Source organism: Bradyrhizobium sp. AS23.2, assembly GCF_001908185.1.
In the GTDB taxonomy this organism is placed as follows: Bacteria; Pseudomonadota; Alphaproteobacteria; order Rhizobiales; family Xanthobacteraceae; genus Bradyrhizobium.
Genome location: NZ_LGHM01000047.1, coordinates 124,672 through 144,507, shown reverse-complemented (window position 1 = coordinate 144,507; position 19,836 = coordinate 124,672). Strand labels below are relative to the sequence as shown.

The 19,836-nt window shown below is 61.5% G+C and carries 21 protein-coding genes and 1 pseudogene; 10 read left to right on the top strand and 12 right to left on the bottom strand.

Annotated elements, in window-relative coordinates:
- Positions 1–156: 156 nt before the first annotated feature.
- The 3 genes from AC630_RS11450 to AC630_RS11440 all read left to right on the top strand — a co-directional run bounded on the left by AC630_RS11450 (position 157) and on the right by AC630_RS11440 (position 1,066).
- Positions 157–423: a hypothetical protein gene (locus tag AC630_RS11450; RefSeq protein ID WP_074118633.1), complete on the top strand. Its 267-nt coding sequence runs from the start codon at positions 157–159 to the stop codon at positions 421–423.
- On the top strand, positions 416–712 hold the full coding sequence (locus tag AC630_RS11445; RefSeq protein WP_074118632.1) for a hypothetical protein: 297 nt from the start codon (positions 416–418) through the stop codon (positions 710–712). Before AC630_RS11450 ends, AC630_RS11445 begins: the two co-directional genes overlap by 8 nt.
- A gap of 75 nt (positions 713–787) precedes the next feature.
- Entirely contained in the window at positions 788–1,066 is a 279-nt protein-coding gene (locus AC630_RS11440; protein ID WP_074118631.1) for a DUF1488 family protein, read from the top strand.
- Positions 1,067–1,249: 183 nt separating this feature from the next.
- Here the strand turns inward: AC630_RS11440 and rpsU are convergent, their stop codons facing one another.
- Entirely contained in the window at positions 1,250–1,528 is a 279-nt protein-coding gene (gene rpsU / locus AC630_RS11435; RefSeq protein WP_074118630.1) for a 30S ribosomal protein S21, read from the bottom strand.
- Between the two features lie 434 nt (positions 1,529–1,962).
- On the opposite strand from rpsU, the gene AC630_RS11430 reads away from it, so the two are divergent.
- From AC630_RS11430 to AC630_RS11420, 3 genes are all read left to right on the top strand, one after another.
- On the top strand, positions 1,963–2,172 hold the full coding sequence (locus AC630_RS11430) for a cold-shock protein (protein WP_074118629.1): 210 nt from the start codon (positions 1,963–1,965) through the stop codon (positions 2,170–2,172).
- 97 nt (positions 2,173–2,269) lie between these two features.
- Positions 2,270–2,512: a transcriptional regulator gene (locus tag AC630_RS46860; RefSeq protein ID WP_074118628.1), complete on the top strand. Its 243-nt coding sequence runs from the start codon at positions 2,270–2,272 to the stop codon at positions 2,510–2,512.
- 59 nt (positions 2,513–2,571) lie between these two features.
- On the top strand, positions 2,572–2,787 hold the full coding sequence (locus AC630_RS11420) for a hypothetical protein (RefSeq protein ID WP_245330340.1): 216 nt from the start codon (positions 2,572–2,574) through the stop codon (positions 2,785–2,787).
- Positions 2,788–3,659: 872 nt separating this feature from the next.
- Here AC630_RS11420 and AC630_RS46855 read toward each other — a convergent pair.
- From AC630_RS46855 to AC630_RS11405, 3 genes and pseudogenes are all read right to left on the bottom strand, one after another.
- Positions 3,660–3,842, bottom strand: a pseudogene (locus AC630_RS46855) (methylmalonyl-CoA mutase family protein); the annotation flags it as partial.
- Positions 3,843–4,517: 675 nt separating this feature from the next.
- Positions 4,518–5,243: a haloacid dehalogenase type II gene (locus AC630_RS11410; protein ID WP_074118626.1), complete on the bottom strand. Its 726-nt coding sequence runs from the start codon at positions 5,241–5,243 to the stop codon at positions 4,518–4,520.
- 144 nt (positions 5,244–5,387) lie between these two features.
- Positions 5,388–6,653 (bottom strand): Glu/Leu/Phe/Val family dehydrogenase, encoded by a 1,266-nt coding sequence (locus AC630_RS11405; protein WP_074118670.1) that lies wholly within the window; start codon positions 6,651–6,653, stop codon positions 5,388–5,390.
- Positions 6,654–6,834: 181 nt separating this feature from the next.
- On the opposite strand from AC630_RS11405, the gene AC630_RS11400 reads away from it, so the two are divergent.
- On the top strand, positions 6,835–8,274 hold the full coding sequence (locus AC630_RS11400) for an FAD-binding oxidoreductase (protein WP_074118669.1): 1,440 nt from the start codon (positions 6,835–6,837) through the stop codon (positions 8,272–8,274).
- A 51-nt stretch (positions 8,275–8,325) separates the two neighbouring features.
- Here the strand turns inward: AC630_RS11400 and AC630_RS11395 are convergent, their stop codons facing one another.
- From AC630_RS11395 to AC630_RS11365, 7 genes are read right to left on the bottom strand one after another with little or no spacing between them, the layout of a single operon-like run.
- A complete protein-coding gene (locus AC630_RS11395; RefSeq protein ID WP_074118625.1) occupies positions 8,326–9,333 on the bottom strand; it encodes a CobW family GTP-binding protein in 1,008 nt (335 codons plus the stop codon).
- Positions 9,330–10,910 (bottom strand): amidohydrolase family protein, encoded by a 1,581-nt coding sequence (locus AC630_RS11390; protein ID WP_074118624.1) that lies wholly within the window; start codon positions 10,908–10,910, stop codon positions 9,330–9,332. The genes AC630_RS11395 and AC630_RS11390 overlap by 4 nt, the downstream gene beginning before the upstream one ends.
- Positions 10,897–11,853 carry a branched-chain amino acid ABC transporter permease gene (locus AC630_RS11385; RefSeq protein WP_074118623.1) on the bottom strand — a complete coding sequence of 319 codons (957 nt, stop codon included), beginning with the start codon at positions 11,851–11,853 and terminating at the stop codon, positions 10,897–10,899. The genes AC630_RS11390 and AC630_RS11385 overlap by 14 nt, the downstream gene beginning before the upstream one ends.
- Positions 11,850–12,737 carry a branched-chain amino acid ABC transporter permease gene (locus tag AC630_RS11380; RefSeq protein ID WP_074118622.1) on the bottom strand — a complete coding sequence of 296 codons (888 nt, stop codon included), beginning with the start codon at positions 12,735–12,737 and terminating at the stop codon, positions 11,850–11,852. The genes AC630_RS11385 and AC630_RS11380 overlap by 4 nt, the downstream gene beginning before the upstream one ends.
- A gap of 22 nt (positions 12,738–12,759) precedes the next feature.
- Complete coding sequence (locus AC630_RS11375) at positions 12,760–13,971, bottom strand: ABC transporter substrate-binding protein (RefSeq protein WP_074118621.1); 1,212 nt, start codon at positions 13,969–13,971, stop codon at positions 12,760–12,762.
- Positions 13,972–14,005: 34 nt separating this feature from the next.
- A complete protein-coding gene (locus AC630_RS11370; protein WP_074118620.1) occupies positions 14,006–14,740 on the bottom strand; it encodes an ABC transporter ATP-binding protein in 735 nt (244 codons plus the stop codon).
- The gene (locus AC630_RS11365) at positions 14,737–15,513 is read right to left on the bottom strand and encodes an ABC transporter ATP-binding protein (RefSeq protein WP_074118619.1); all 777 of its coding nucleotides are present in this window, start codon (positions 15,511–15,513) and stop codon (positions 14,737–14,739) included. Before AC630_RS11365 ends, AC630_RS11370 begins: the two co-directional genes overlap by 4 nt.
- 196 nt (positions 15,514–15,709) lie before the next feature.
- On the opposite strand from AC630_RS11365, the gene AC630_RS11360 reads away from it, so the two are divergent.
- Positions 15,710–16,279, top strand: a complete 570-nt coding sequence (locus AC630_RS11360; protein ID WP_074118618.1) for a PAS and helix-turn-helix domain-containing protein — start codon at positions 15,710–15,712, stop codon at positions 16,277–16,279.
- Between the two features lie 20 nt (positions 16,280–16,299).
- On the opposite strand, the gene AC630_RS11355 is transcribed toward AC630_RS11360, so the two are convergent.
- A complete protein-coding gene (locus tag AC630_RS11355; protein WP_074118617.1) occupies positions 16,300–17,769 on the bottom strand; it encodes an NAD-dependent succinate-semialdehyde dehydrogenase in 1,470 nt (489 codons plus the stop codon).
- Positions 17,770–17,947: 178 nt separating this feature from the next.
- Here AC630_RS11355 and AC630_RS11350 point away from each other — a divergent pair, with 178 nt between their 5' ends.
- Positions 17,948–18,292, top strand: coding sequence for a tRNA-binding protein (locus tag AC630_RS11350; protein WP_074118616.1), 345 nt, complete (start codon positions 17,948–17,950; stop codon positions 18,290–18,292).
- Between the two features lie 156 nt (positions 18,293–18,448).
- Positions 18,449–19,753 carry a 4-aminobutyrate--2-oxoglutarate transaminase gene (gene gabT / locus AC630_RS11345; protein WP_074118615.1) on the top strand — a complete coding sequence of 435 codons (1,305 nt, stop codon included), beginning with the start codon at positions 18,449–18,451 and terminating at the stop codon, positions 19,751–19,753.
- Positions 19,754–19,836 lie beyond the last annotated feature (83 nt).

The following is a 19,836-nucleotide window of genomic DNA, read 5'->3' as shown; positions in this document are numbered from 1 at the left end:
GGCAGGCCAATAGCGAGCACTAAAACGAAATGGGCGAGGGAGCGCGCTGCGGCGTCAGCGCGCGGCAATGACGAATGTGCTGGCTATTGCCGTACGACGGGCGCATGGTCGTCGCTGCCGGTCAGTTGGGGCCCCTCTTGTAGGAGGAAGGCGTACATGACCATCCGCTCACGGCGAGAGACCGTCACGTTCAGGCATCCGTTCCGAATCCGCGGCATCGAGCGGCTGCTGCCCGCTGGCGTTTACGAGGTCATCACCGATGAAGAGACGATCGAGGGTCTCACCTTCTCGGCCTATCGCCGCATCGCTACGATGATCATGGTGCCCGCGGAAGGCGTCCGCGACTCCATGGAGATGCTCTCGATCGGCTCGGTCGATCTTGCCAATGCGCAGGCTGCGGATGCGAGCGCCGCCCATGACTGACCACCCGGTCGATCTCGACAAGCATCGCGGCATGGCGGCGCAGAAGGCGACCGATCTGCGTCGCGCGCTGGCCGACGTCGAGGCCCATGTCAGGGAACTGCGCGAGCGGGAGGCCGAGCTCGAACACCGCATGATGACGGTGCCCGCCGCTTCGTGGCCGGAAGCCGCAGTGAAGACGCGGCATGTGCTCAACCTCTATGCCGCGTGCCTGCCGGCTGAGGACACGAGGCACCGCGCTCTGGTGGCGGCGCTGCTCGACGATTTCGTCCGGCTCTCCGAGGAGGGGTAAGACAAGTCAGGCCGTGCGGAACGACGAGTTGAAACAAGGATTGCGCCAGGAAGCCATCATGCAGAGGAGTAAGTCATGACGCTGACGAGCGGGCACTATATCGGCCACGAATATGACCGGATGATCGTCCTGTTCTCGATGCAGGACGGCGGCAAGGAAATTCCTTGCGCAATCTCGACGTCCGCGATGGACTATCTCGAGCGCGGCCCGCAGGTCTGTCCCGAGCAGCGCGAAGCCCAGTTCATCCGCTTACGCGACCGCATAGAGGCGCGCGCGGCCAGCAAGTATCGAGCGACGGAGCCTGAAGGCAATCCACGGGGAATCGTGCTGCGGGGCATCGATTTCAGGACATAGGATCTGCGATCGCTCACAATTGGCACCGCCCAAACGATCCTCTGCAATGTGAGACCTTACCGGTTCAATTCGCCGACCAAACACGAGGACAGAGCAATACGTTAGAGGCAGCGTCAAGCAGTCTAGATCCAGACGAAGAGCCCGCTTCCGTTGGCGTTCAGCGTTCTCCCGGAATCGCATTGGCTAAGCGCGTTCCTTGCTGGTGGTCTCCGGCAAGGGCGGCTTGCGCTCAAAAGGCTTCTTCTTCGGCGGCGCGGGCAGCAGTCCTTCGCGGATCGCCTGCTTTCGAGCCAGCTTGCGGGCCCGGCGAACAGCTTCAGCTTTCTCGCGAGTCTTTCTTTCCGATGGCTTTTCATAGGAACGCCGCTGTTTCATTTCTCGGAAGACGCCCTCGCGTTGCATCTTCTTCTTTAGAACACGAAGCGCCTGGTCGATATTGTTGTCGCGAACAAGGACCTGCAATTGAAACTCCGCTGGGTTGCAAAATGCGGCAGTCCTGCATGCAGCCAATTGCGCAGGAGTCTCGTTGCGGTTGTGGGATGAGAGTGACGGCGTATTGCTTCGCCGGCATCGAACAAGCCGGTGTATTCGTCACGGCGATCCAGTTCGGTAGGAGCGACGTGACCACTCTCGGGGGCCCTGTCAATCGATAAAGCCCTTCTCACGCATCGACGGACCCATTCGAAGCTTTTCGAACGGCGCCATACGTGATCACCGAAACTATTTCGGCTCCCTTCCTTGCAAGAATGCGAAAGTCATATATATTGACCGTATTCGATTAGCCGCTGTGCCTTGTTGAACGCGCCCGCGGGCTCCTTTTCCAAAGACATCGACAAAGTTGAAAGTTACCGCGTGATAATCACGCGGCACGCGCTTGTGCGCTTTGGAGAATGAAAATGACGACAGGTACCGTTAAGTGGTTCAACGGCCAGAAGGGCTTTGGATTTATCCAGCCGAACGACGGCAGCAATGATGTGTTCGTTCACATCAGCGCGGTCGAACGGGCTGGCCTTGCTGGTCTCGCCGAAGGCCAAAAGGTCAACTTCGAGACCAAGGCCGACAAGATGCGAGGCAAAGTCAGCGCTGAAAACCTCTCGCTGGCCTGATCTTGCGGCGCCGTTTCACGGATGTACTGAAACGGCCGCTCTGCCCGCTCGATCTCCGGATTGAGCGGGTTTTGTCCGTGGCAAACAGGGATGAAGAATGAGCGCCAGGAAATCAGCAGAGCCGTCACCCGACAGTATCTCGCGCTTCAACCGGAGACGATTGGCTGCTGAAGAGGGTGCGCGGGCATTGGCGGATGTCGAGAGGCACGCCATTGACGTTCGAAAGAACATGGCGCGACTTCGAGAGCTCCGCGAGACCAAGGAAGCCGCTGATGCAACTCTTTGCGCATCGTTGCCGACGCCCCCGCTAAAGAAACGCAGGAGTAAGTTGGCGCGATAATCGATTCCGGCAACCATCGATGCGTTGTGAAACCGAGTCACATGCCAGTGGGGCGGATCGTGCGTAGGGCGAAGTCAGACGGCGGCGGAACAATCACTTTTTCTCTTGCACTCGGCGCAGCGCGACAGATCTGCAGGCTTACGACGACGTTTCAGACCGAGAAGCAAGCCTTCAGCTATCTTCATAAATATCGGACCGAGTTCGAACAAATGGCGCGGGCGCGCCTCGCCTCGGGGCAGCTCGAGAACGGCATCGTCGTGCTCTCAATGCTCTAGGTTGAGGCACCGGAGAGCCCACAAGTGCCACCTATTCCGGAGAATTCTTCGCGTTGATTTGGCGCGCCAAACGCTCTGCTTTTAAGCGCTCGCGACTTTGGTGAAAGGATTGCTGCGCTTTGCCGCAGAGCTGATCGCCTTGCGAAATGGCTGGGATCCCGAGGCGTTTGGGATCACGGAATTGACACCTGACATTTCGAGCATTGGAAGTTGCTAGTCTCTGGGTCAATACAGATAAAACCGTTCGGCACATGATCGGCGCGGGTAGCGGTGTCGCCCCTCTTGAAGTCGTAGCCATCCGCCTGTGAGAGACGCGCCACGTCGATCCTTCCACAGCATGGGCAGTGAAGGTCTACCGTCCATTTATCGCGCCCAGTCACTATGGCGTATCCGGTTTGCCGGGCCAGTACCGCGATTTGGTCAAAATCCAATTCTTGGCGTCTTCGTGGGTCGCGAAGTCTCCGACATGCGAATCCGGCCCATGCCCGGTAATTACCGAAACAAACCAGCGGCCGCTCGTCATCGCCTTGGCTTCAAACCGGGGGAATAATTCCATAGGCGCAATATGTGCCCTGGCTCGGCAAATCGCTATCCGTAGCTCTGTCGCACGAAATCGTTCAATATCGCGGTTTGGCGTAGAAAATCGTGCGAATGGCGGAGAGAGTGTCAGTCAATCCCCATTGAAAGATAAAGCATTTTCTACTTTCATAGACCAAGACCCACCGTTTGAGCTACGGCCCGGGAATGCCCACGAACGCACAATCCTTGTCGACGAAGGCCTGACTCCGTCACCGCTACGGACTGAAACATCGAGAACGTCAGACGGTACAGCTAGATGTCGGGCGCCGCCGCCCCGAAGACGGCCTGCTGACTCAGTCAAAGCGATTGGTTCGCCTGCCCTCGACGAGATCGACAATAGCTCGGGCGGCTTCGAGTACATTCGTGCCGGGCCCGAATTCGGCGCCTACCCCGATGCGAGATAGCTCATCGTAGTCCTGGCGTGGCACCACTCCGCCGCAAACGACGATGATGTTACCTCCCCCCATCGTTTTAAGCGTGGCGCAATTGCCCCGGATGCGTTGGTCTAATCGCCTGCAGTGCCAAACAAAAGGCCTTCTGACGCCGCCGCAAACTGCCGCGCGCTGTAGCGTACAAATCGGACGAACCGGAGTGATCGCGCGGTGCTTCCAGCCTGGGTTCGATTTCGGTCAAAGCGAGTGTGCAGGCCGAAACGGCATGGTGCATGCCTGCTGCCAAGGAGCCCGCGAATTATTTTTTGCTAGCTAATCGGCGCGTCGGTTTGTTGGTATTCCTGTTGGTATCGCCCGAATACGAAGACGAGAATGATTTTATTTTCAACCGGTTATGGTATTAGGCGGTTGTCGGCCAGGGGCACCACACTGAAAAAATAAACAATATCAATAACTTAGACTATTGGTTTGATTCCATATTTTTAAAGAGTGTCTTCGTAGCGCATTGAAAACACGCGTAAAAATTCGTCCCAGCCGTCCGTTTTGTTGGCATTTTTGTTGGTATCGGGGAGCAGATGTTTCATGGCGAACTTCCGCTATTCCGAACGAAAAAAAATTGAGCAGATGGCTCGCAAGAACCAAGGCGCGAGTGCCAACCCAAGCAACGACGGCGGGCTCGATTTCGGATCCCTGGACCGCGGTATTCACGCTCGGTGTGATCTACCTAGACTAGTCAAGCAGCTGTCGGCGCTGGTCGGGTCACTTAACCCGTAGTTGCTCCTGATGCGCCTTCACGAGTTCATGCATGCTGGTGAACCTGAAGTCGACGTGTGGCATCTGGCCCGGATTCATGGTGGCCCCGAAGCCCTGTTGGGCATGACGACGGTAGATCCAGCACGACTTCAAGCCGTGTTCATTTGCCGGCTTGTGGTCGTGGAACATGCTCTCGGCCGTGTGCAGGATCTTTTCCTTCTCCACGCCGATCTCGCCCAACTTTTCGATCATGTAGTCGAAGTTCCGGTGAGACGGCTTGTAAGAGCCGATGTCCTCGGCGGTGTAGATCGCGTCGAACTCCACCTGGAGCCTGCGGTTGCTCGCCTGGAAGGTCTCGTTGTCCACGTTGGAAAGAATGACGAGCTTGAAGTATTTCTTCAGATACTGCAGCGCGCCCGGGGAATCCTCGAACGCTGGCCAATTTCCGACGGACCGGCCGTATTCTACGCAATCTTCGTGGGAGACGTGCACGCCCCATTCTTCGCCGAGGCGCTTGTAGACGATCGGCAGCAGGTCGCGGTAGCGCTTCGCCGGAGTATATTTCTGCTGGCTCGATTCGTGACGCGCATGCGCCTCCAGTATCTGGTCGCGCGTAAGCGGGCGCTTTACGCGATCCGTGAGGCCCTTCAGGGCCTCGACCATCCCGCCCTCCCAATCGATCAGGGTGCCATAGCAGTCGAAGGTCAGAGCATCGAAATCCGTGATCAACATGAAAATGTCTCCTCTTGATGTTTCAGTTTAGATCAGACGAATGGCAGTATCCCCGGGGTCCGAAGGGACCTGAGGGCAGAACCAACTGGAATTCGTCCTCGGCGCAGCACAATCTGCTGTCGGCCTGGACACGCGGGCGGGGCGTCATGGAAACAGGCCTCTGGTGCCTTTGGCGTCCCGAACACGCTGCACTCCGATGGATAGCGCGGCATTTCTGTTGGAGATGCCCAGCCGTTCGGCGCGTCCCACGACCTGCGCGAAGCTGCGATCCAGAATTTCGTATAGCCTCCGCATGACTTCCGCTTCGTCCCAGAACAACCGCTGAAGGTCCTGCACCCACTCGAAATAGCTGACGATGACGCCGCCCGCGTTGCAGAGAATGTCCGGCACGATGAAGATGTCGCCCCGCGCCTCGATGATCGCGTCGGCATCTGGCGTGGTCGGACCGTTCGCGCCCTCCGCGATGATCCGACACTTGAGGGCCGCAGCGTTGCTTGCGTCGACGACACGCTCGACCGCGGCCGGCACGAGGATGTCGCACTCGGTCGTCAGCAGCGCTTCGGGATCGACCTCCGCCTGCTGCGCGAAGCCTTTCAGGACGCCCGTCTGCCTCACGTGGCGGAGGACCGCCTCTATATCGAAGCCCTTGGGATCGTGCAGGGCCACCGAGTGATCGCTGATACCCACGATGCGGACGCCCTGCCGTGCGAGCGCAACCGCACTGACCGATCCGACGTTTCCGAAGCCCTGAACCACGGCCGTCGCGGACTTCGGATCGATGCCGAGCTTCTCCATCGCCCGGCCCGCAAGATGCGCAACGCCGTTTCCGGTGGCATCCCGCCGACCGTGCGTCCCGCCGGCCGAGATCGGCTTGCCGGAGACGATCTCGGTCACGGTCCGGCCCTGGTACATGGAATAGGTGTCCATGAACCAGGCCATTACCTGCTCGTCCGTGCCGAGATCCGGAGCCATCACATCCGTGTAAGGGCCGACGAACGGAATCATCTCCTGCATGTAGCGCCGGGACAAAGTCTCCAGTTCGCGCCTCGATAGCGCGCGGGGATCCACCGCGATGCCCCCCTTCGCTCCGCCGTAGGGCAAGCCAGACAGCGCGCACTTCCAACTCATCCATATGGCGAGGGCGGCGACCTCGCCGAGGTCTACGTTGGGCGCGAAGCGCGTTCCGCCCTTCGTCGGCCCTAGCGTCAGATGATGCTGCACCCGATAGCCCTCGAATACGGCGACGCTGCCGTCGTCGCGATGGATCGGACAAGTCACGGCCATCGCGCGCTTGGGGTAGAGCAGACGATCTCGCTCGTCGAGAGACAGATCGAGTAGGTCCGCCACACCATCGAACTGACGGCGCGCCATATCGAACACAGGACCTTGATAGATCGTTGGATGGGTCATCGATGATCTCCTCGGGAGCCGAAGCAACTCCGCATCGGGAGCGATCAATACAAAGCCCAAGAAGTTGGAACTGCCGAACATCGCGAGAATTCGGCAGAGCCTTCTTTGAAATTGCAGCGGAACGGCAAGCGCTGCCGCGCGGATGGTCGAAGATCACCCAACGCCAACCTGGAGCAGCGGCATGTTTTACTCGGTACAAATCCAAGCGTTTCGCGATCTCATCGGCCAGACGGGTGTCGTCGACGATCCGGAGCGCATCGCCACCTATACCACGGATCAGCGCCAGCTCTTCACCGGCTCGACCTTCGCCGTGCTGAAGCCAGCGACTACGGGACAGGTCGCGGACATAGTGAAGTTGGCAGCGCGCCTCGGCATCGGACTCGTTCCGCAGGGTGGCAACACCAGCTACTGCGGTGGAGCGACGCCGGACGCTACGGGAAGTCAGATAGTTGTTAGTCTCGAGCGGATGAACAGGATTCGCGAAATCGATCCGGTCTCGATGACCGCTTCGGTCGACGCCGGTGCCATCCTGAAGAGCGTGCAGGATGCGGCGGCCGCCGCTGGGCTCCTCTTGCCGCTCAGCCTCGGCGCGGAGGGAAGCTGCCGGATAGGCGGCAACATCGGCACGAACGCCGGTGGCCTGTCCGTCGTCAAATACGGAATGACTCGCGACTTGATCCTCGGGGTCGAAGCGGTCCTTTCGGACGGAACCGTTGTCTCGGACATGCGCAAACTGCGGAAGAACAATACTGGCTACGACGTCAAACAATGCTTCGTCGGAAGCGAGGGGACCCTCGGCATTGTCACAGGGGCGGTACTGCGGCTCGCGCCCTTCCCGGTCCGCCGCGCAACCGCCTGGCTGAAGCTCGCTGCAGGCACCCCGCTCGCCGAACTTCTCGCGTTGGTCCGGCGCCAGTCGGCCGACCTTCTCACCACATTCGAATTTATGACGGCCACATCGATCGCGCTGGCGACCGACGCGATGATCAATCCGCCTTCCGTCGGAGCCGGCCCGGGAGGAGCCGTCCTCGTCGAGCTCGCATCTTCCTCCGATCATCTCGATCTCGACGGGTTGATGGAAGCGGTTCTCGCCGAGGCGGTGGAATCCGGGTGGGTCGACGATGCCTACCTCGCGCAAAGCGGATCCCAGCGAGCGGCGATGTGGGAGGTACGCGAGTCGATTCCCGAGGGCGAGAAGCGCCGCAACGGATCGGTGAAGCACGACATCTCCGTACCGCTTTCCGCTATTCAACGCTTTCTGGGCCTCGCCGGCTCGACGGTACGTAACTATGCCGCCGACCTTGAACTGTCCGTCTACGGCCACGTCGGCGACGGCAACCTCCACTACAACGTTCTGGTCCCTTCGGGCGTCGACCGGATCGAATTCGGCCGCGAGATCGAGAGAAGCCTGTCGCTGCAGCTTTACGACATCGCGGCCTCCCTCGAGGGCACCTTCAGCGCAGAACACGGCGTCGGTCGATTCAAGAGGCATCTCTTGGAGAAATACGGCGATGCCGGTCGTCTCGCCGCGATGCGCCGCATCAAGACCGCCTTCGACCCGTCGAACCTGCTGAACGCCGGCGCGGTGGTCTATCCGCTGGAACCCAGCAGCATCCGCTGAAATGTCCGGAGTTTCTCGCCTGACAGACATCAACCGTCCTTTCAGCGTCGTTCAGGCGGCGCGCCTCGATGTAGCTCTTAGAGACGGCCTGACGTCCGAAGAATAGGCGCCCGACATGTTGGTCAGTTCATCCAGGCCGACGTCGCGCGCGATGATGACGATGCCCCGTCCCGCGGCGAGTTCGGCCTCCGCCCAGCGAGGCTCCGCGAACGTCGTACCGACGCCGTCGATCAGGATCGATCGGGGCGCCCCTCCCACCGAGACTAGCCCTTTGACGCGCAGCAGTCGATCGCCGCAAAGTCCCGCGAGATCTTCGAGCCAATCGGCCAAATTCCCCCAGGAAACGGAGCCCGGCCACTGCGCGAGGAAGACGCCGAGCCGGGAGTGGTCGGTGGCGGCGATCGCCTGAAATTGGCTCGACACTGTCTTTGCTTCGAGTTCGCTCGGCGCAAACGCAGCGCGAGCGCGGGCCGACCTGTCCTCGGTCGTCACCAGAACGGCAGCCGGATTGAACTCTCTGGCGACGCGCTCGGCAACGTCGATTGCGTCACCAAAGACCCGGTCGAGCTTCGTGACGACGATGGATCTGGCGGCGGTCAATTGCGCCGACCGGATCGGGAACGTCACGTCATCCGCGTACGGATCCACGGCGTCGAGAGTGGAGACTATACGCAATCGGTATTCGGCCCTGTCGTAGCGCATCAGCGAGCGCAAAATGGGACCAGGCATCGCCAGGCCGCTCGTCTCCAATATGATCCGGCGGAATTCGCCCGCGCCGGATTGCCGGCGTGCGACGAGCAACTCGTCGATCGCCGAATGGAGATCGTCTCCGAACGAACAACACACGCAACCGTTCCCGAGCAGAGTCATCGGAAGATCGCGCCGTCCGGAGGCGACGACGGCTCCGTCGACATTGATCTCGCCGGCCTCGTTCACGATCACGCCGGTATCCGCTGAATCAAGTAGCGAAAGATAGTCGCAAAGCAATGTCGTCTTGCCGCTGCCGAGGCTTCCGGTCAGCAGGACGAACTCTGGTGTCGCGGGCGAACTGGTTCTCAAGCCGCCCTCCTACGCGCTTCGACCATTTCCTCGACGTCGGCGAGGAGCTCGGTCGGATCGAAGATGGAGCCCTCCTTGATGACGCTCGAGATGCTGCGCTTCCACGTGACCGACGCCGTCGGGTCGTCCAGTCGCATCGCACCGGTCCCATAGAGCAGCTTGAAATCGTTGAGTGGATTCTCGTCGTGCACCAGGATGTCGGCGAGCTTACCGACTTCCAGTGTTCCGACGTCTTCCTGAATGCCGAGAAGCTCCGCGCCCCACGTCGTCGCTGCCCGCAAGACCTCGAGGGGCGTGAAGCCGGCTTCCTGCAGCAACTCGAGTTCGCGGACGAGACCGAAGCCGTACGTCTGGAACATGAACCCGGAATCCGAGCCTACGCACACGCGCCCGCCGAGGTTCTTGTAGTCGTTGACGAACCTCATCCACAGTCGGAACGTCTCGCGCCACTCGACCTCGTTGGTCGTCGACCAACGGTACCAATAGGCGCCGTGCCCGCCACGCTGCGGCTGGAAGTAGGCCCAGAGGGTCGGGTCGGTAAAGCGATCGTGCCAATCCGCGCGACGGGTCCGCATCAGATCTCGGTTGCCATCGTAGACGTTGAACGTGGGAACGAAGGTGTGACGAGCCTCGAGAAATGCCTGAAGGACGTCGTTCCATTTCTGCGAGCCGGGCTTCGCCGCCTGCAGGAACGTCTGGCCGGCAGTCGAGAAACGCAGGTATTCGTCGTTGTAATCGTACTCGGGTGGGAAGGACTGTAGCGTCTGACCGTCCAAGAGCGCCTCGGGGATTCCATAGGAATGCTCCGTGCTCGTCAGCCCCCATTGCGCGGTCCGCAGCGAGTTCATCCTGCCGACGGCCAGTTGCGCGTGATGACAGCAGGTACGCAGGCCAAGACTTCCGCATTGTTCCAGCGCGGCCTTCATCATCGCCGGCGGGGCCCCGAAGAACTTGATGCCGTCCGCTCCCCGGTCCTTCACCGCCTGCAGCCACCTGCGTGCATCGTCGGGAGTGTGGATCGTCTTGACGTAGTCGTTCGTGCCGGGAAACGGCGCATAGGCCAAGATGCGAGGAGCGTCGATACGATGCTCGCCCGCCGCCTGCTTCTGTTGGAGCGTCCACTGCAGCCCGTTGAAACAGCCGGTCTCGCGGATGGTCGTCACGCCATGCGCCAGCCAAAGCTTGTAGACGTAGTCGGCGCTCGGCATGGGACCGTTCTCGGCATGGAACGGTGCGCCGATGTGGGCATGGGCATCGACCAGGCCGGGCGTCAGGAACTTGCCGGTGCAATCGATCTCGAAGTCGCCCGCAGCGGGACGGCGCTCCGGATTTATCGGAAGCTTCGGCGTACCGACCTTTTTCAGCACCGCGATCCGACCGTTCTCGACGACTACGTCGGCGGGCCCCCATGGAGGGGCACCGGTACCGTCGATGATGGAAGCTCCGCGCAACACCAGCCGCTTGAACGGGCCGCGTCCGCGGGTCCGCGAAGTCGCAGCCTCGACCTGAGGCAAGCCGCCTGCAGCGAACATCATGGCGAACTCTTCGCCAGCACCGTCGAGGTCAGGTTCCGTCATCGAGTACCGCCTTCTTTCCGTAGCAAGCGTCCGGACCGGGGCGAGATGCGCCCAAGCCGGACCGTTCGTTGCTCATCCGGAACGCTCCATCGGGTCGCAACTGCATGACGAGGATCAGAGTGACGGCGATCGCGAACTCACGAAGCGAGGCGATCTGTACCGCGTCCAGCCCCGGGACCAACGCGGCGACGAAGCGTGTCGCTTCGAGCAATGCGATCAAGGCCAACGAGCCGATCACGGCACCTGCGAGGCGGGTATACCCGCCAACGGTGACCGCAAGAAAAATGTAGATCGTCAGTTGGGTTATGAAGACGTCGGGCGCGATATAGCTGGTGAAGTGCGCATAGAGCGCGCCACCGAGGCCCGATAGCGCCGCTCCGATTCCGAACGCCTGTAGCTTGAGTCGGAGCACCGACTTTCCGGCCACCGCCGCGACCTGCTCGTCGTCGCGTACCGCGCGCAACGCCCGTCCGAAGGGGCTTCGCAGGAGCCAATTGAGTACGAACGCGACGATGCCGACGAGAACCCAAGTCAGAACGAGATAGAAGACAGCGAAGTTATCTCCGAGATGGTTCTTGAGCGGCGCCACGATCCCCGAGATCCCGTCGCTGCCCTTCGTCAGCCATTTTTCGTTCGTCTCGGCCAAACGTAGGATTTCTGCGAACCCGAGCGTCACGATCGCGAGATAGTCGCCGCGCAGGTTTCTGACCACGAAGCACAGCGCCACGCCTACCGCCGCCGAAACCGCGGAGGCCGCTATCCAGTCGATCCAGATCGGATACCCAGCACCCGAGAGCAGCGCCGACGTATAAGCACCCAGACCTACGAACCCGACCAGGCCGAGATTCACCAGTCCACCCTGCCCCCACGCCTTGACCAGGCCCAGGGAAAGCAGAGAGTAGAATCCGGCGATCGTGCCGACGAATATCAGATAAGAGATCATTTTCGCACCCCCGAGGCGCCGGAGAAGATGCCGCCCGGACGCGCGAGCAAGGTGATCAGGATCGCGACGAAAGCCGTCAGTGACTGATAGACCGGCGGGAGGATCAGAAGGCCCAATTCGCCGATGACGCCCATCAAGAGGGCGCCGGCGACCGCTCCGGGAAGACTCGTCAAGCCGCCTACGACGCTGCCGGCGAAGATCAAGAGGATCAGCCTGGATCCGGTCGAAGGATCGACGCTTGTATCGATCGCAAGCAGGGCGCCGCCGACGCCTGCCAGTCCCATGCCGATGAACGTGGCGAGATTGGCGAGACGAACCGGCTCGATGCCCTTGAGACGCGCTAGATCGGCATTGTCGGCGACGGCGCGCATGGCCTTGCCCAGTTTAGTCAGCGAGAAGAACAACGCCAGAAGGACTGCCAGCCCGATCGCTATCTCGATATTGTGCAATTGCTGAAGTCCGATTCGGATACCGCCGATCTTCATGTCGCGGGCGATCGGCATGTCGAAACTGTTCAGGCCGCTCCCGAAGGAGAAGCGGTAGGCGCTTTCCAAGGCCATGCTCAGAGCGATCGAAACGACCGCCACCATCAACGGAGTCTGGGCGCTCGGCTTGCGCCGGATCGGAGCGAGCGCGATGCGGTCCGTCACGACGCCAAGCGCGCCGGCGACCGAGAAGGCGATGACCAGAACGGGCACCAGAGGCAGATGGAGGGTCGTATTCGCGAGCCAGCCCGCGTACGCGCCGGCCGTGAGTTGCGCAGCGACGCTGAAGTTGACGAAACCTAGCACGCTGAAGATCAACGTCAGACCGAGCGCCGGCAACGCGATGAGCGCGCCGACGATCAATCCGTTCACCAAATACTGCAACAGGTCGGTCAACATGGCGGCCGCTCTCTTCGTTGCGTCAGCCGACCTTGCGAAGCGTAAGCTTGCCGGCCTGCACCTGTTCGTAGCGGAAGAACACGCCCTTCACGTCGCCGTTGTCGGCGAATTCGAGCGGACCACTCGGACCGTCGTAATTCACCTGTGCTCCAGAGATGACCGTCTTCAGCGCCTCGACGGCGTCGTCGGTCCGCTTGCCTTCCCCCGCCGAGATCGCGCGCAGATTGTCGCGGACCGCGGTTCCGTTCGCCTCTCCCGAACTGGCGCGCGCGAGCGCCAACGACGTCAGCACGACGTGATCGTAGACCTGACAGGAATAGCTATCGAGGGAAGGCCTGCCCATCTTGCCGATGAGCCGCTTGTAGGCCTCGGAGTTCTCGGCCGCCGAAGGAATCAGGGAGTACGCTCCCTCGGAGACCTCGGCAGGAACGGCTTTCGTCAATGCATCGTTGATGCCAAAGGAGAAGCCGAGCTTTTTGCCCGTATAGCCGGCGCGATAGAGGTCCTTCAGAACGACCGAAGTGTCCGGAACATAGCCGCCGAGCACGATGACATCCGGCGATTCCTTGAGCGCCTGGTCGACCTCCGACCTATAGCTCGACTTCTTGTCTTCGTAGATCAGCCCGCCGCCGGATCCGCCGGCCGCCTTGAAGATTGCGGAGGTGATGTCGATGTACGATTGCGCGAAGGGAGTTTGCGGGCCGAGGAAGAACATCCTCTTTCCGCCGAGTTCGACCGCGTACTTGCCGACGCTGGTTCCCTGCAGCGTGACGGTGGGCGACGTCCGGAAGATGTATCCCTGGTGCGGCAGCTTGGTGATGCTGTCGGCACCCGACGAGGTCAGGAGCGCTGTCTTTCCTTCCCAGCAAAGCGGCGCAATGGCCGACGTCACCGCCGACGCATACGAGCCTCCGATCGACACCACCTTGTCGACATCGATCAGCTTATGCGCCGCGCGGACGGCCGCTTCCGGATTGCTCTGGTCGTCCTCGATGACGATCTGGACCGGACGACCGCGCACGCCGCCCGCTCCGTTGATTTCGGCTTCTGCGATCTTGGCCGCCTGACCCATTGTTGCGCCAAACTGGCTGGTCGCCCCCGTAAGCGGGATGATCAGACCGATTTTGATCGGATCGCCCTGCTGCGCCCAGGAGCGGGAGAGGCTCGACGAGAGCATGAGCCCGCCCACGCCCAGGCCGGCCTGCAGGAAAGTACGTCTATCCAAATTCGACATGTCGAACTCCTCACCGTTTACGGGTTGCAATGATTCAATGTCGGTGCGCGGTCGCCGGCGCGGCGCGCCCCAAAAACAGATGCCTGATTTCGTCGTCCTCGATCACTGAGGCTGCTGCGGCATCTCGAACCTTCTTGCCGGCGACGAGAACGACGCCGCGTGTTCCATACTCCAACGCCAAAAGCGCGTTCTGCTCGACCATGAGGATCGCCAGTCCGCTTGCCGCAAGGTCGCGGACCAACACGAAGATCTCCTTGGCCGCCGCGGGCGAAAGGCCGGCCGTAGGTTCGTCCAAGAGGAGGACGCTGGGGTTGGTCATGAGAGCCACGGCCACCGCCAGCACCTGCCGCTGACCACCGGATAGGTTTCCCGCCTTGTCGCGAAGTCGTCCGCGCAGCATCGGAAATCGCGTCAACTGCTCCTCGATCCGCTCCTTCAGCCCCGACCGCAGCAGATAGCCGCCCATCTCCAGGTTTTCCTGCACCGAAAGGCTGCCGAATACGTTCCGCTCCTGCGGCACGAAGCTGACGCCGCGTTCGCAGGCGGCATGGGCATCTCCGGCAGGAAGCGCAGCCCCATCGATCGAGACGTCGCCGGTCCGCTTCGGCAGAAGGCCGGCAATCAGCTTCAGGAAGGTCGACTTGCCGGCGCCGTTGGGACCGATGATGACGGCAAGATCCTTGGGCTCCACCTTGAGATCCACGCCCTTCACGATGAAGTCGGCGGTGGCGTAGCCGCCACAGACAGCGCTCGCGCTCAGCGTCGTCATTGCAATTGCACTCCGAGATAGCTTTCCTGCACGCGGCGATCAGCCGTCACTTCGTCGAAGCTGCCCCTCGTCAAGAACTTTCCGTCTGCCATGACGATGACGTCGTCGCAGAGCCGTTCGATGAGCTCCATCTCATGCTCGATCAGCAGGATAGTGACGCCCGACTCTCCGATCGCAGCGAGTTGTTCGGCGATTTCGCCGACGAGTGTCGGATTGACCCCGGCCATCGGCTCGTCGAGCAGGACCATCTTGGGATCCGCGAGTAGCACCCGTCCGATCTCTAGGAGCTTCTTCTGTCCTCCGGACAAGTCGGTGACGAGATTGTCGAGCACGTGGTCCAGCCGGAGGCGCCTGGCGACCGCGTAGGAGCGCTCGCGCAATTCCTCTTCCTGTCGGCGGACAGCGCCGGGACTCGTCAGAGCGCGGAACACGCCCTCGCCCGCCTGCCGCGGTCCATACAGCATGAGATGCTCGAAAACCGTCATGAGCGGGCATCCTCGCGCAAGCTGGAACGAGCGCACCAGACCGGATCGGGAAACGACTTCGGGGCGCGCTCGGGAGATGTCGGCGCCGTCGAAGCGTACCGCGCCCGAGAAGCCGTCGACGAGACCGGAGATGCAATTGAAGATGGTCGTCTTGCCGGCGCCGTTGGGACCGATCAGACCGGTAATGGTGCCCGCTTCGACGGAGAAGCTCGCGCCATCGAGAGCGCGGACGCCGCCGAACCTCGCCCTGATATCGTCCACCTCAAGCAACGACGCTGACGTCGTCATCGGCACACCTCGCGACGTTTCACCGGGCGAAACTTGGGTTCGACGCACCTTTGCGCCGACCCGCCGGTTTTCCGGCGCTTCTTATTTTGATGTTTCCACCCATCACCTATTCCATTAGGTTAGCCATACCTATACACTTAATGCTATAGGTGTCGGACACTTAAGTGTTCGGGAAACGGAAGGCCGGGGAAGAAACATGAAAGCTGCGTCCGCCGACATCGACTATCGACGCGCGTTTCAGGACGCGCCCGTCGGGCAGGCCATCGCGAACAACCGCGTCATCACCGCATGCAACAAGGCTTTCGCGGAGATATTCGGCGGAAAGCCGACAGAGTTCACGGGCACGACCTTCGAGCGGCTTTATCCGAGCCACACTCACTTCGAGAGTGCCGGCGTGCGCGTCGGACCGCTGCTCGCGAAGGAAAAGGTGTTTTCCGACGATCGCGTCATGCGGCGTCTCGACGGCGAACTGTTCTGGGTTCACGTGCGCGGGTTCACGTACACGCCAAAGGATCCTCACCGGAATACGCTGTGGGTCTTTACCGAGCTTTCGAGCCGGCAACCGAAGAAGGTCACGATCGGCGGCTCGCTCACGCCGCGCGAGCGCGATATCGCCGCCCTTCTGATCGAAGGAAAGACCGGTAAGGAAGCTGCGCTTTCCCTCGGAATCAGTCCGAGGACGGTCGACATCTACAAGACGCGCCTGCTCCGCAAGTACAGCGTGACGAACACGCCGGACCTGGTGCAGAGGCTTCTGACCGGCTGATCGAACCATGGCGCCCCGGCTCATTGGACGCTCAGCCCGCCGATGTGGAATGCCTTGATCTCGAGATATTCGTCGATGCCGAACTTCGAGCCTTCACGGCCAATGCCGGACTGCTTGATGCCGCCGAACGGCGCCACTTCAAGCGAGACCGAGCCAGTGTTCAGACCCACCATGCCGAACTCGAGCTTTTCGGCGACGCGCCAGGAGCGATTGATTTCCGAGGTGTAGAAGTACGAAGCCAATCCGTAGGGAGTCGCGTTGGCGATCTGGATCGCTTCGTCTTCGTGCTTGAACCGGAACAACGGGGCGACGGGCCCGAAGGTCTCCTCGTTCGCCAACTGCATGCTGACGGTCGCGTTCGAAAGGATGGTCGGCTCGACGAATTGATCCTTCGTCCCTGACTTTCCCCCGAGTATGAGGGAGGCGCCGTTCGAGAGCGCGTCATCGATGTGGCGACGGACCTTGTCGACCGCGGCGCGGTTGATCAGCGGTCCGATCGTGACCCCTTCGCGCAATCCGCTGCCCACGATCAGCTTCGATGTCGCGGCCAGCAGACGGTCGGCGAACTTGTCGTAGATCTTGTCCTGAACGAGAACGCGGTTCGCGCAGACGCAGGTCTGGCCGCCGTTTCGGAACTTGCTCGCCATCAACCCCGAGACGGCGAGATCGACGTCCGCGTCGTCGAACACGATGAAGGGTGCGTTGCCGCCGAGTTCGAAGCTGACACGCTTGACCGTCGATGCGGACTGCTGCATCAGCAGTTGGCCGACGCGGGTCGACCCCGTGAAGGAAAGCTTGCGCACCGAGGGATTCGAAGTGAGTTCGCCCCCGATCGCCTGAGGCAATCCGGTTACGACCGAGAACACGCCCTTTGGAATGCCGGCGCGCTCGGCGAGTACGGCCAACGCCAACGCGGAGAAAGGCGTCAATTCGGACGGTTTGGCGATGATCGGACAACCCGCAGCCAGGGCCGGTCCGGCCTTGCGGGTGATCATCGCGTTGGGAAAATTCCATGGCGTGATCGCGGCGGAAACGCCAACCGGCTCACGAAGGACGATGATCCGACGATCGGAAGTCGGCGCCGGAATGGTATCGCCGTAGAGCCGTCGCGCCTCCTCGGCAAACCATTTGATGAAGCCGGCACCGTAGCGGACTTCGCCGGCCGATTCCGCCAGCGGTTTTCCCTGCTCGACGGTCATGATCGTGGAGAGATCGTCGATGTTGTCGAGCATCACCCGACACCACTGTTCCAACAACCGTCCTCGCTCGCTGCCGGGTAACGCACGCCAGGCCGGCCAAGCCTCCTCGGCCGCATGGATCGCCCGCCGGGTTTCCTCTGCGCCCAAGGCCGGCACCGTGCCGATCTCCGCGCCGGTGGCGGGATCCATCACCGGGACCGTGGCTCCCGCAGCAGCGTCTACCCAGGCGCCGTCCACGAAAGCCTGCTCACGGAATAGACTTGAATCCTTCAAACGCTCGCGTAGCGACATGGAGACCTCCAGAATTGAGGCCTGAGCATCGCACCGCCGCCCCGGCAGGGTCTGCCGATGAATCCGGTCCGACGCGCGGACGATGCCGTCTATGCGTCTCTTACAGAATGTCCTGCTGCTGCGAGGTGGTCTAATGAGCTCCCGACTTACCGCCCCGGGATCCACGGAGTGATACCAAATGACCGACCTCAAGGCCTTGGCCACCTACGACGACTTCGCGCGTCTCGATATCCGGATCGGCAAGGTCGTCGACGTCCAACCGTTCCCCAGAGCGAGAAATCCCTCCTATAGGGTCGGCGTGGACGTCGGGGCCGGGCGGACCATGTGGTCGAGCGCCCAGATCACGAACTACACTCCGGAAGCGTTGATCGGCACCTTCGTCGTTTGCGTCTGCAATCTCGGCCCGAAGAACATCGCCGGTTTCACGTCCGAACTTCTCATCCTCGGCGCGAAGGATGCGGATGGGAAGGTGATCGTGCTGAGCCCCCGCAGCGGTGTCGCAGTCGGGGAACCTATCTTCTAGAGAGTGCCACAGCACGGCCTGCGGTTTGGCGATCGAAGGACGACAGAGCATGCTGTCTAGAAGCCGTCTTCGGCAAATTGGTCGATGCGAGGTGCTTAGGATCCCGTCAAGGCCGGCTCCGGTGGCCAGGCCGATACACCAGCAAGGGATCACGCCATGTCAGCCGCTCAATCCACCGCCGCAGAACTCGCCGCGCTGCGCCACGCAAACGTGCCGCGCGGTGTTCTCACCGCGCATCCGATCACTGTCGCCCGTGCTCAAGGCGCGCACGTCTGGGACGTGGACGGCAACCAGTATCTGGATTTCGTCGCCGGCATCGGCGTTCTCAACGTCGGGCACAATCATCCGCGCGTCGTGGCGGCCGTCGAGAAGCAGCTTAAGAACGTCACACATATGGCCTTCCAGGTCACCGCGTACCAGCCGTACCTCGAACTCGCCGCAAAGCTCAATCGCCTGGTCGGAAAGGGTGATCCCTACAAGAGCATCTTCCTGACTTCCGGAGCCGAGGCAGTCGAGAATGCCGTCAAAATCGCTCGCGCCTACACCAACCGCTCTGCCGTCATCGCGTTCAGGGGCGGCTTTCACGGCCGGACCATGCTGGGCGTCAGCCTCACCGGCATGAGCCAACCCTACAAGCAGAACTTCGGGCCGTTCGCTTCCGAGATCTTCCACACTCCGTTCCCGGACGCCTATCGAGACATGACGACCGAGCGAGCGCTCGAAGCCCTTGACGAGGTCTTTGCCACCCAGATCGCTCCCGATCGCGTCGCTGCGATCATCATCGAACCGGTACAGGGCGACGGCGGCTTTCTGCCGGCGCCGGCGCCGTTTCTGAAGGCGTTGCGCGAAATCACGAAACGCCACGGAATCGTGTTCATCGCCGACGAGATCCAGACCGGATTCGGGCGGACCGGCAAGCTTTTCGGCTTCGAACACTCCGGGATCCAGCCCGACCTGGTGACGGTCGCCAAGAGCCTCGCCGGCGGTTTCCCGCTCTCCGGCGTCGTCGGCCGCGCGGAGATGATGGACGCTCCTCTGCCCGGAGGTCTCGGCGGCACCTACGGCGGCAACGCCGTCAGTTGCGCCGCGGCGCTCGCAGTACTCGAAGCCTTCGAGCATGATGGTTTGCTCGATCGCGCTGAAAAGCTCGGTCAGCGACTCCAGGCGGGACTGCGCGACGTGGCGAAGAAGCACTCGGTCGTCGGCAACGTGCGTGGCCTGGGCTTCATGCAGGCGATCGAACTGGTCACTGATCAGAAGAGCAAGACGCCGGATCCCGATCGCACCCAGCGCGTGATCGACTTCGCCCGCCAACGCGGGCTTCTGGTGATCAAATGCGGCGTCCACCGCAACGTCATCCGATTCCTGGCACCCTTGGTCGTATCGGATGAAGATCTCGACAAGGCTCTCGGGATCATCGACGCGGCGCTCTCGGCCGAAAGCGTGAAGGCTGTCGCTTAGGTCGCCCGGATGTGAGGGCCGGATGCGCAGGCGTCCGGCTCTCGCCATACCACGGGGCCGGGCTCGGAGGCTCGTCCGCCTTC

What these genes read in the sequence shown, in the direction of transcription:
- AC630_RS11450 (WP_074118633.1), top strand. Translation starts at nt 157, where the DNA reads ATGACCATCCGCTCACGGCGAGAGACCGTCACGTTCAGGCATCCGTTC.
- AC630_RS11445 (WP_074118632.1), top strand. Translation starts at nt 416, where the DNA reads ATGACTGACCACCCGGTCGATCTCGACAAGCATCGCGGCATGGCGGCG.
- AC630_RS11440 (WP_074118631.1), top strand. Translation starts at nt 788, where the DNA reads ATGACGCTGACGAGCGGGCACTATATCGGCCACGAATATGACCGGATG.
- AC630_RS11430 (WP_074118629.1), top strand. Translation starts at nt 1,963, where the DNA reads ATGACGACAGGTACCGTTAAGTGGTTCAACGGCCAGAAGGGCTTTGGA.
- AC630_RS46860 (WP_074118628.1), top strand. Translation starts at nt 2,270, where the DNA reads ATGAGCGCCAGGAAATCAGCAGAGCCGTCACCCGACAGTATCTCGCGC.
- AC630_RS11410 (WP_074118626.1), bottom strand. Translation starts at nt 5,243, where the DNA reads ATGTTGATCACGGATTTCGATGCTCTGACCTTCGACTGCTATGGCACC.
- AC630_RS11405 (WP_074118670.1), bottom strand. Translation starts at nt 6,653, where the DNA reads ATGACCCATCCAACGATCTATCAAGGTCCTGTGTTCGATATGGCGCGC.
- AC630_RS11400 (WP_074118669.1), top strand. Translation starts at nt 6,835, where the DNA reads ATGTTTTACTCGGTACAAATCCAAGCGTTTCGCGATCTCATCGGCCAG.
- AC630_RS11390 (WP_074118624.1), bottom strand. Translation starts at nt 10,910, where the DNA reads ATGACGGAACCTGACCTCGACGGTGCTGGCGAAGAGTTCGCCATGATG.
- AC630_RS11385 (WP_074118623.1), bottom strand. Translation starts at nt 11,853, where the DNA reads ATGATCTCTTATCTGATATTCGTCGGCACGATCGCCGGATTCTACTCT.
- AC630_RS11380 (WP_074118622.1), bottom strand. Translation starts at nt 12,737, where the DNA reads ATGTTGACCGACCTGTTGCAGTATTTGGTGAACGGATTGATCGTCGGC.
- AC630_RS11375 (WP_074118621.1), bottom strand. Translation starts at nt 13,971, where the DNA reads ATGTCGAATTTGGATAGACGTACTTTCCTGCAGGCCGGCCTGGGCGTG.
- AC630_RS11370 (WP_074118620.1), bottom strand. Translation starts at nt 14,740, where the DNA reads ATGACGACGCTGAGCGCGAGCGCTGTCTGTGGCGGCTACGCCACCGCC.
- AC630_RS11365 (WP_074118619.1), bottom strand. Translation starts at nt 15,513, where the DNA reads ATGACGACGTCAGCGTCGTTGCTTGAGGTGGACGATATCAGGGCGAGG.
- AC630_RS11360 (WP_074118618.1), top strand. Translation starts at nt 15,710, where the DNA reads ATGAAAGCTGCGTCCGCCGACATCGACTATCGACGCGCGTTTCAGGAC.
- AC630_RS11355 (WP_074118617.1), bottom strand. Translation starts at nt 17,769, where the DNA reads ATGTCGCTACGCGAGCGTTTGAAGGATTCAAGTCTATTCCGTGAGCAG.
- AC630_RS11350 (WP_074118616.1), top strand. Translation starts at nt 17,948, where the DNA reads ATGACCGACCTCAAGGCCTTGGCCACCTACGACGACTTCGCGCGTCTC.
- gabT (WP_074118615.1), top strand. Translation starts at nt 18,449, where the DNA reads ATGTCAGCCGCTCAATCCACCGCCGCAGAACTCGCCGCGCTGCGCCAC.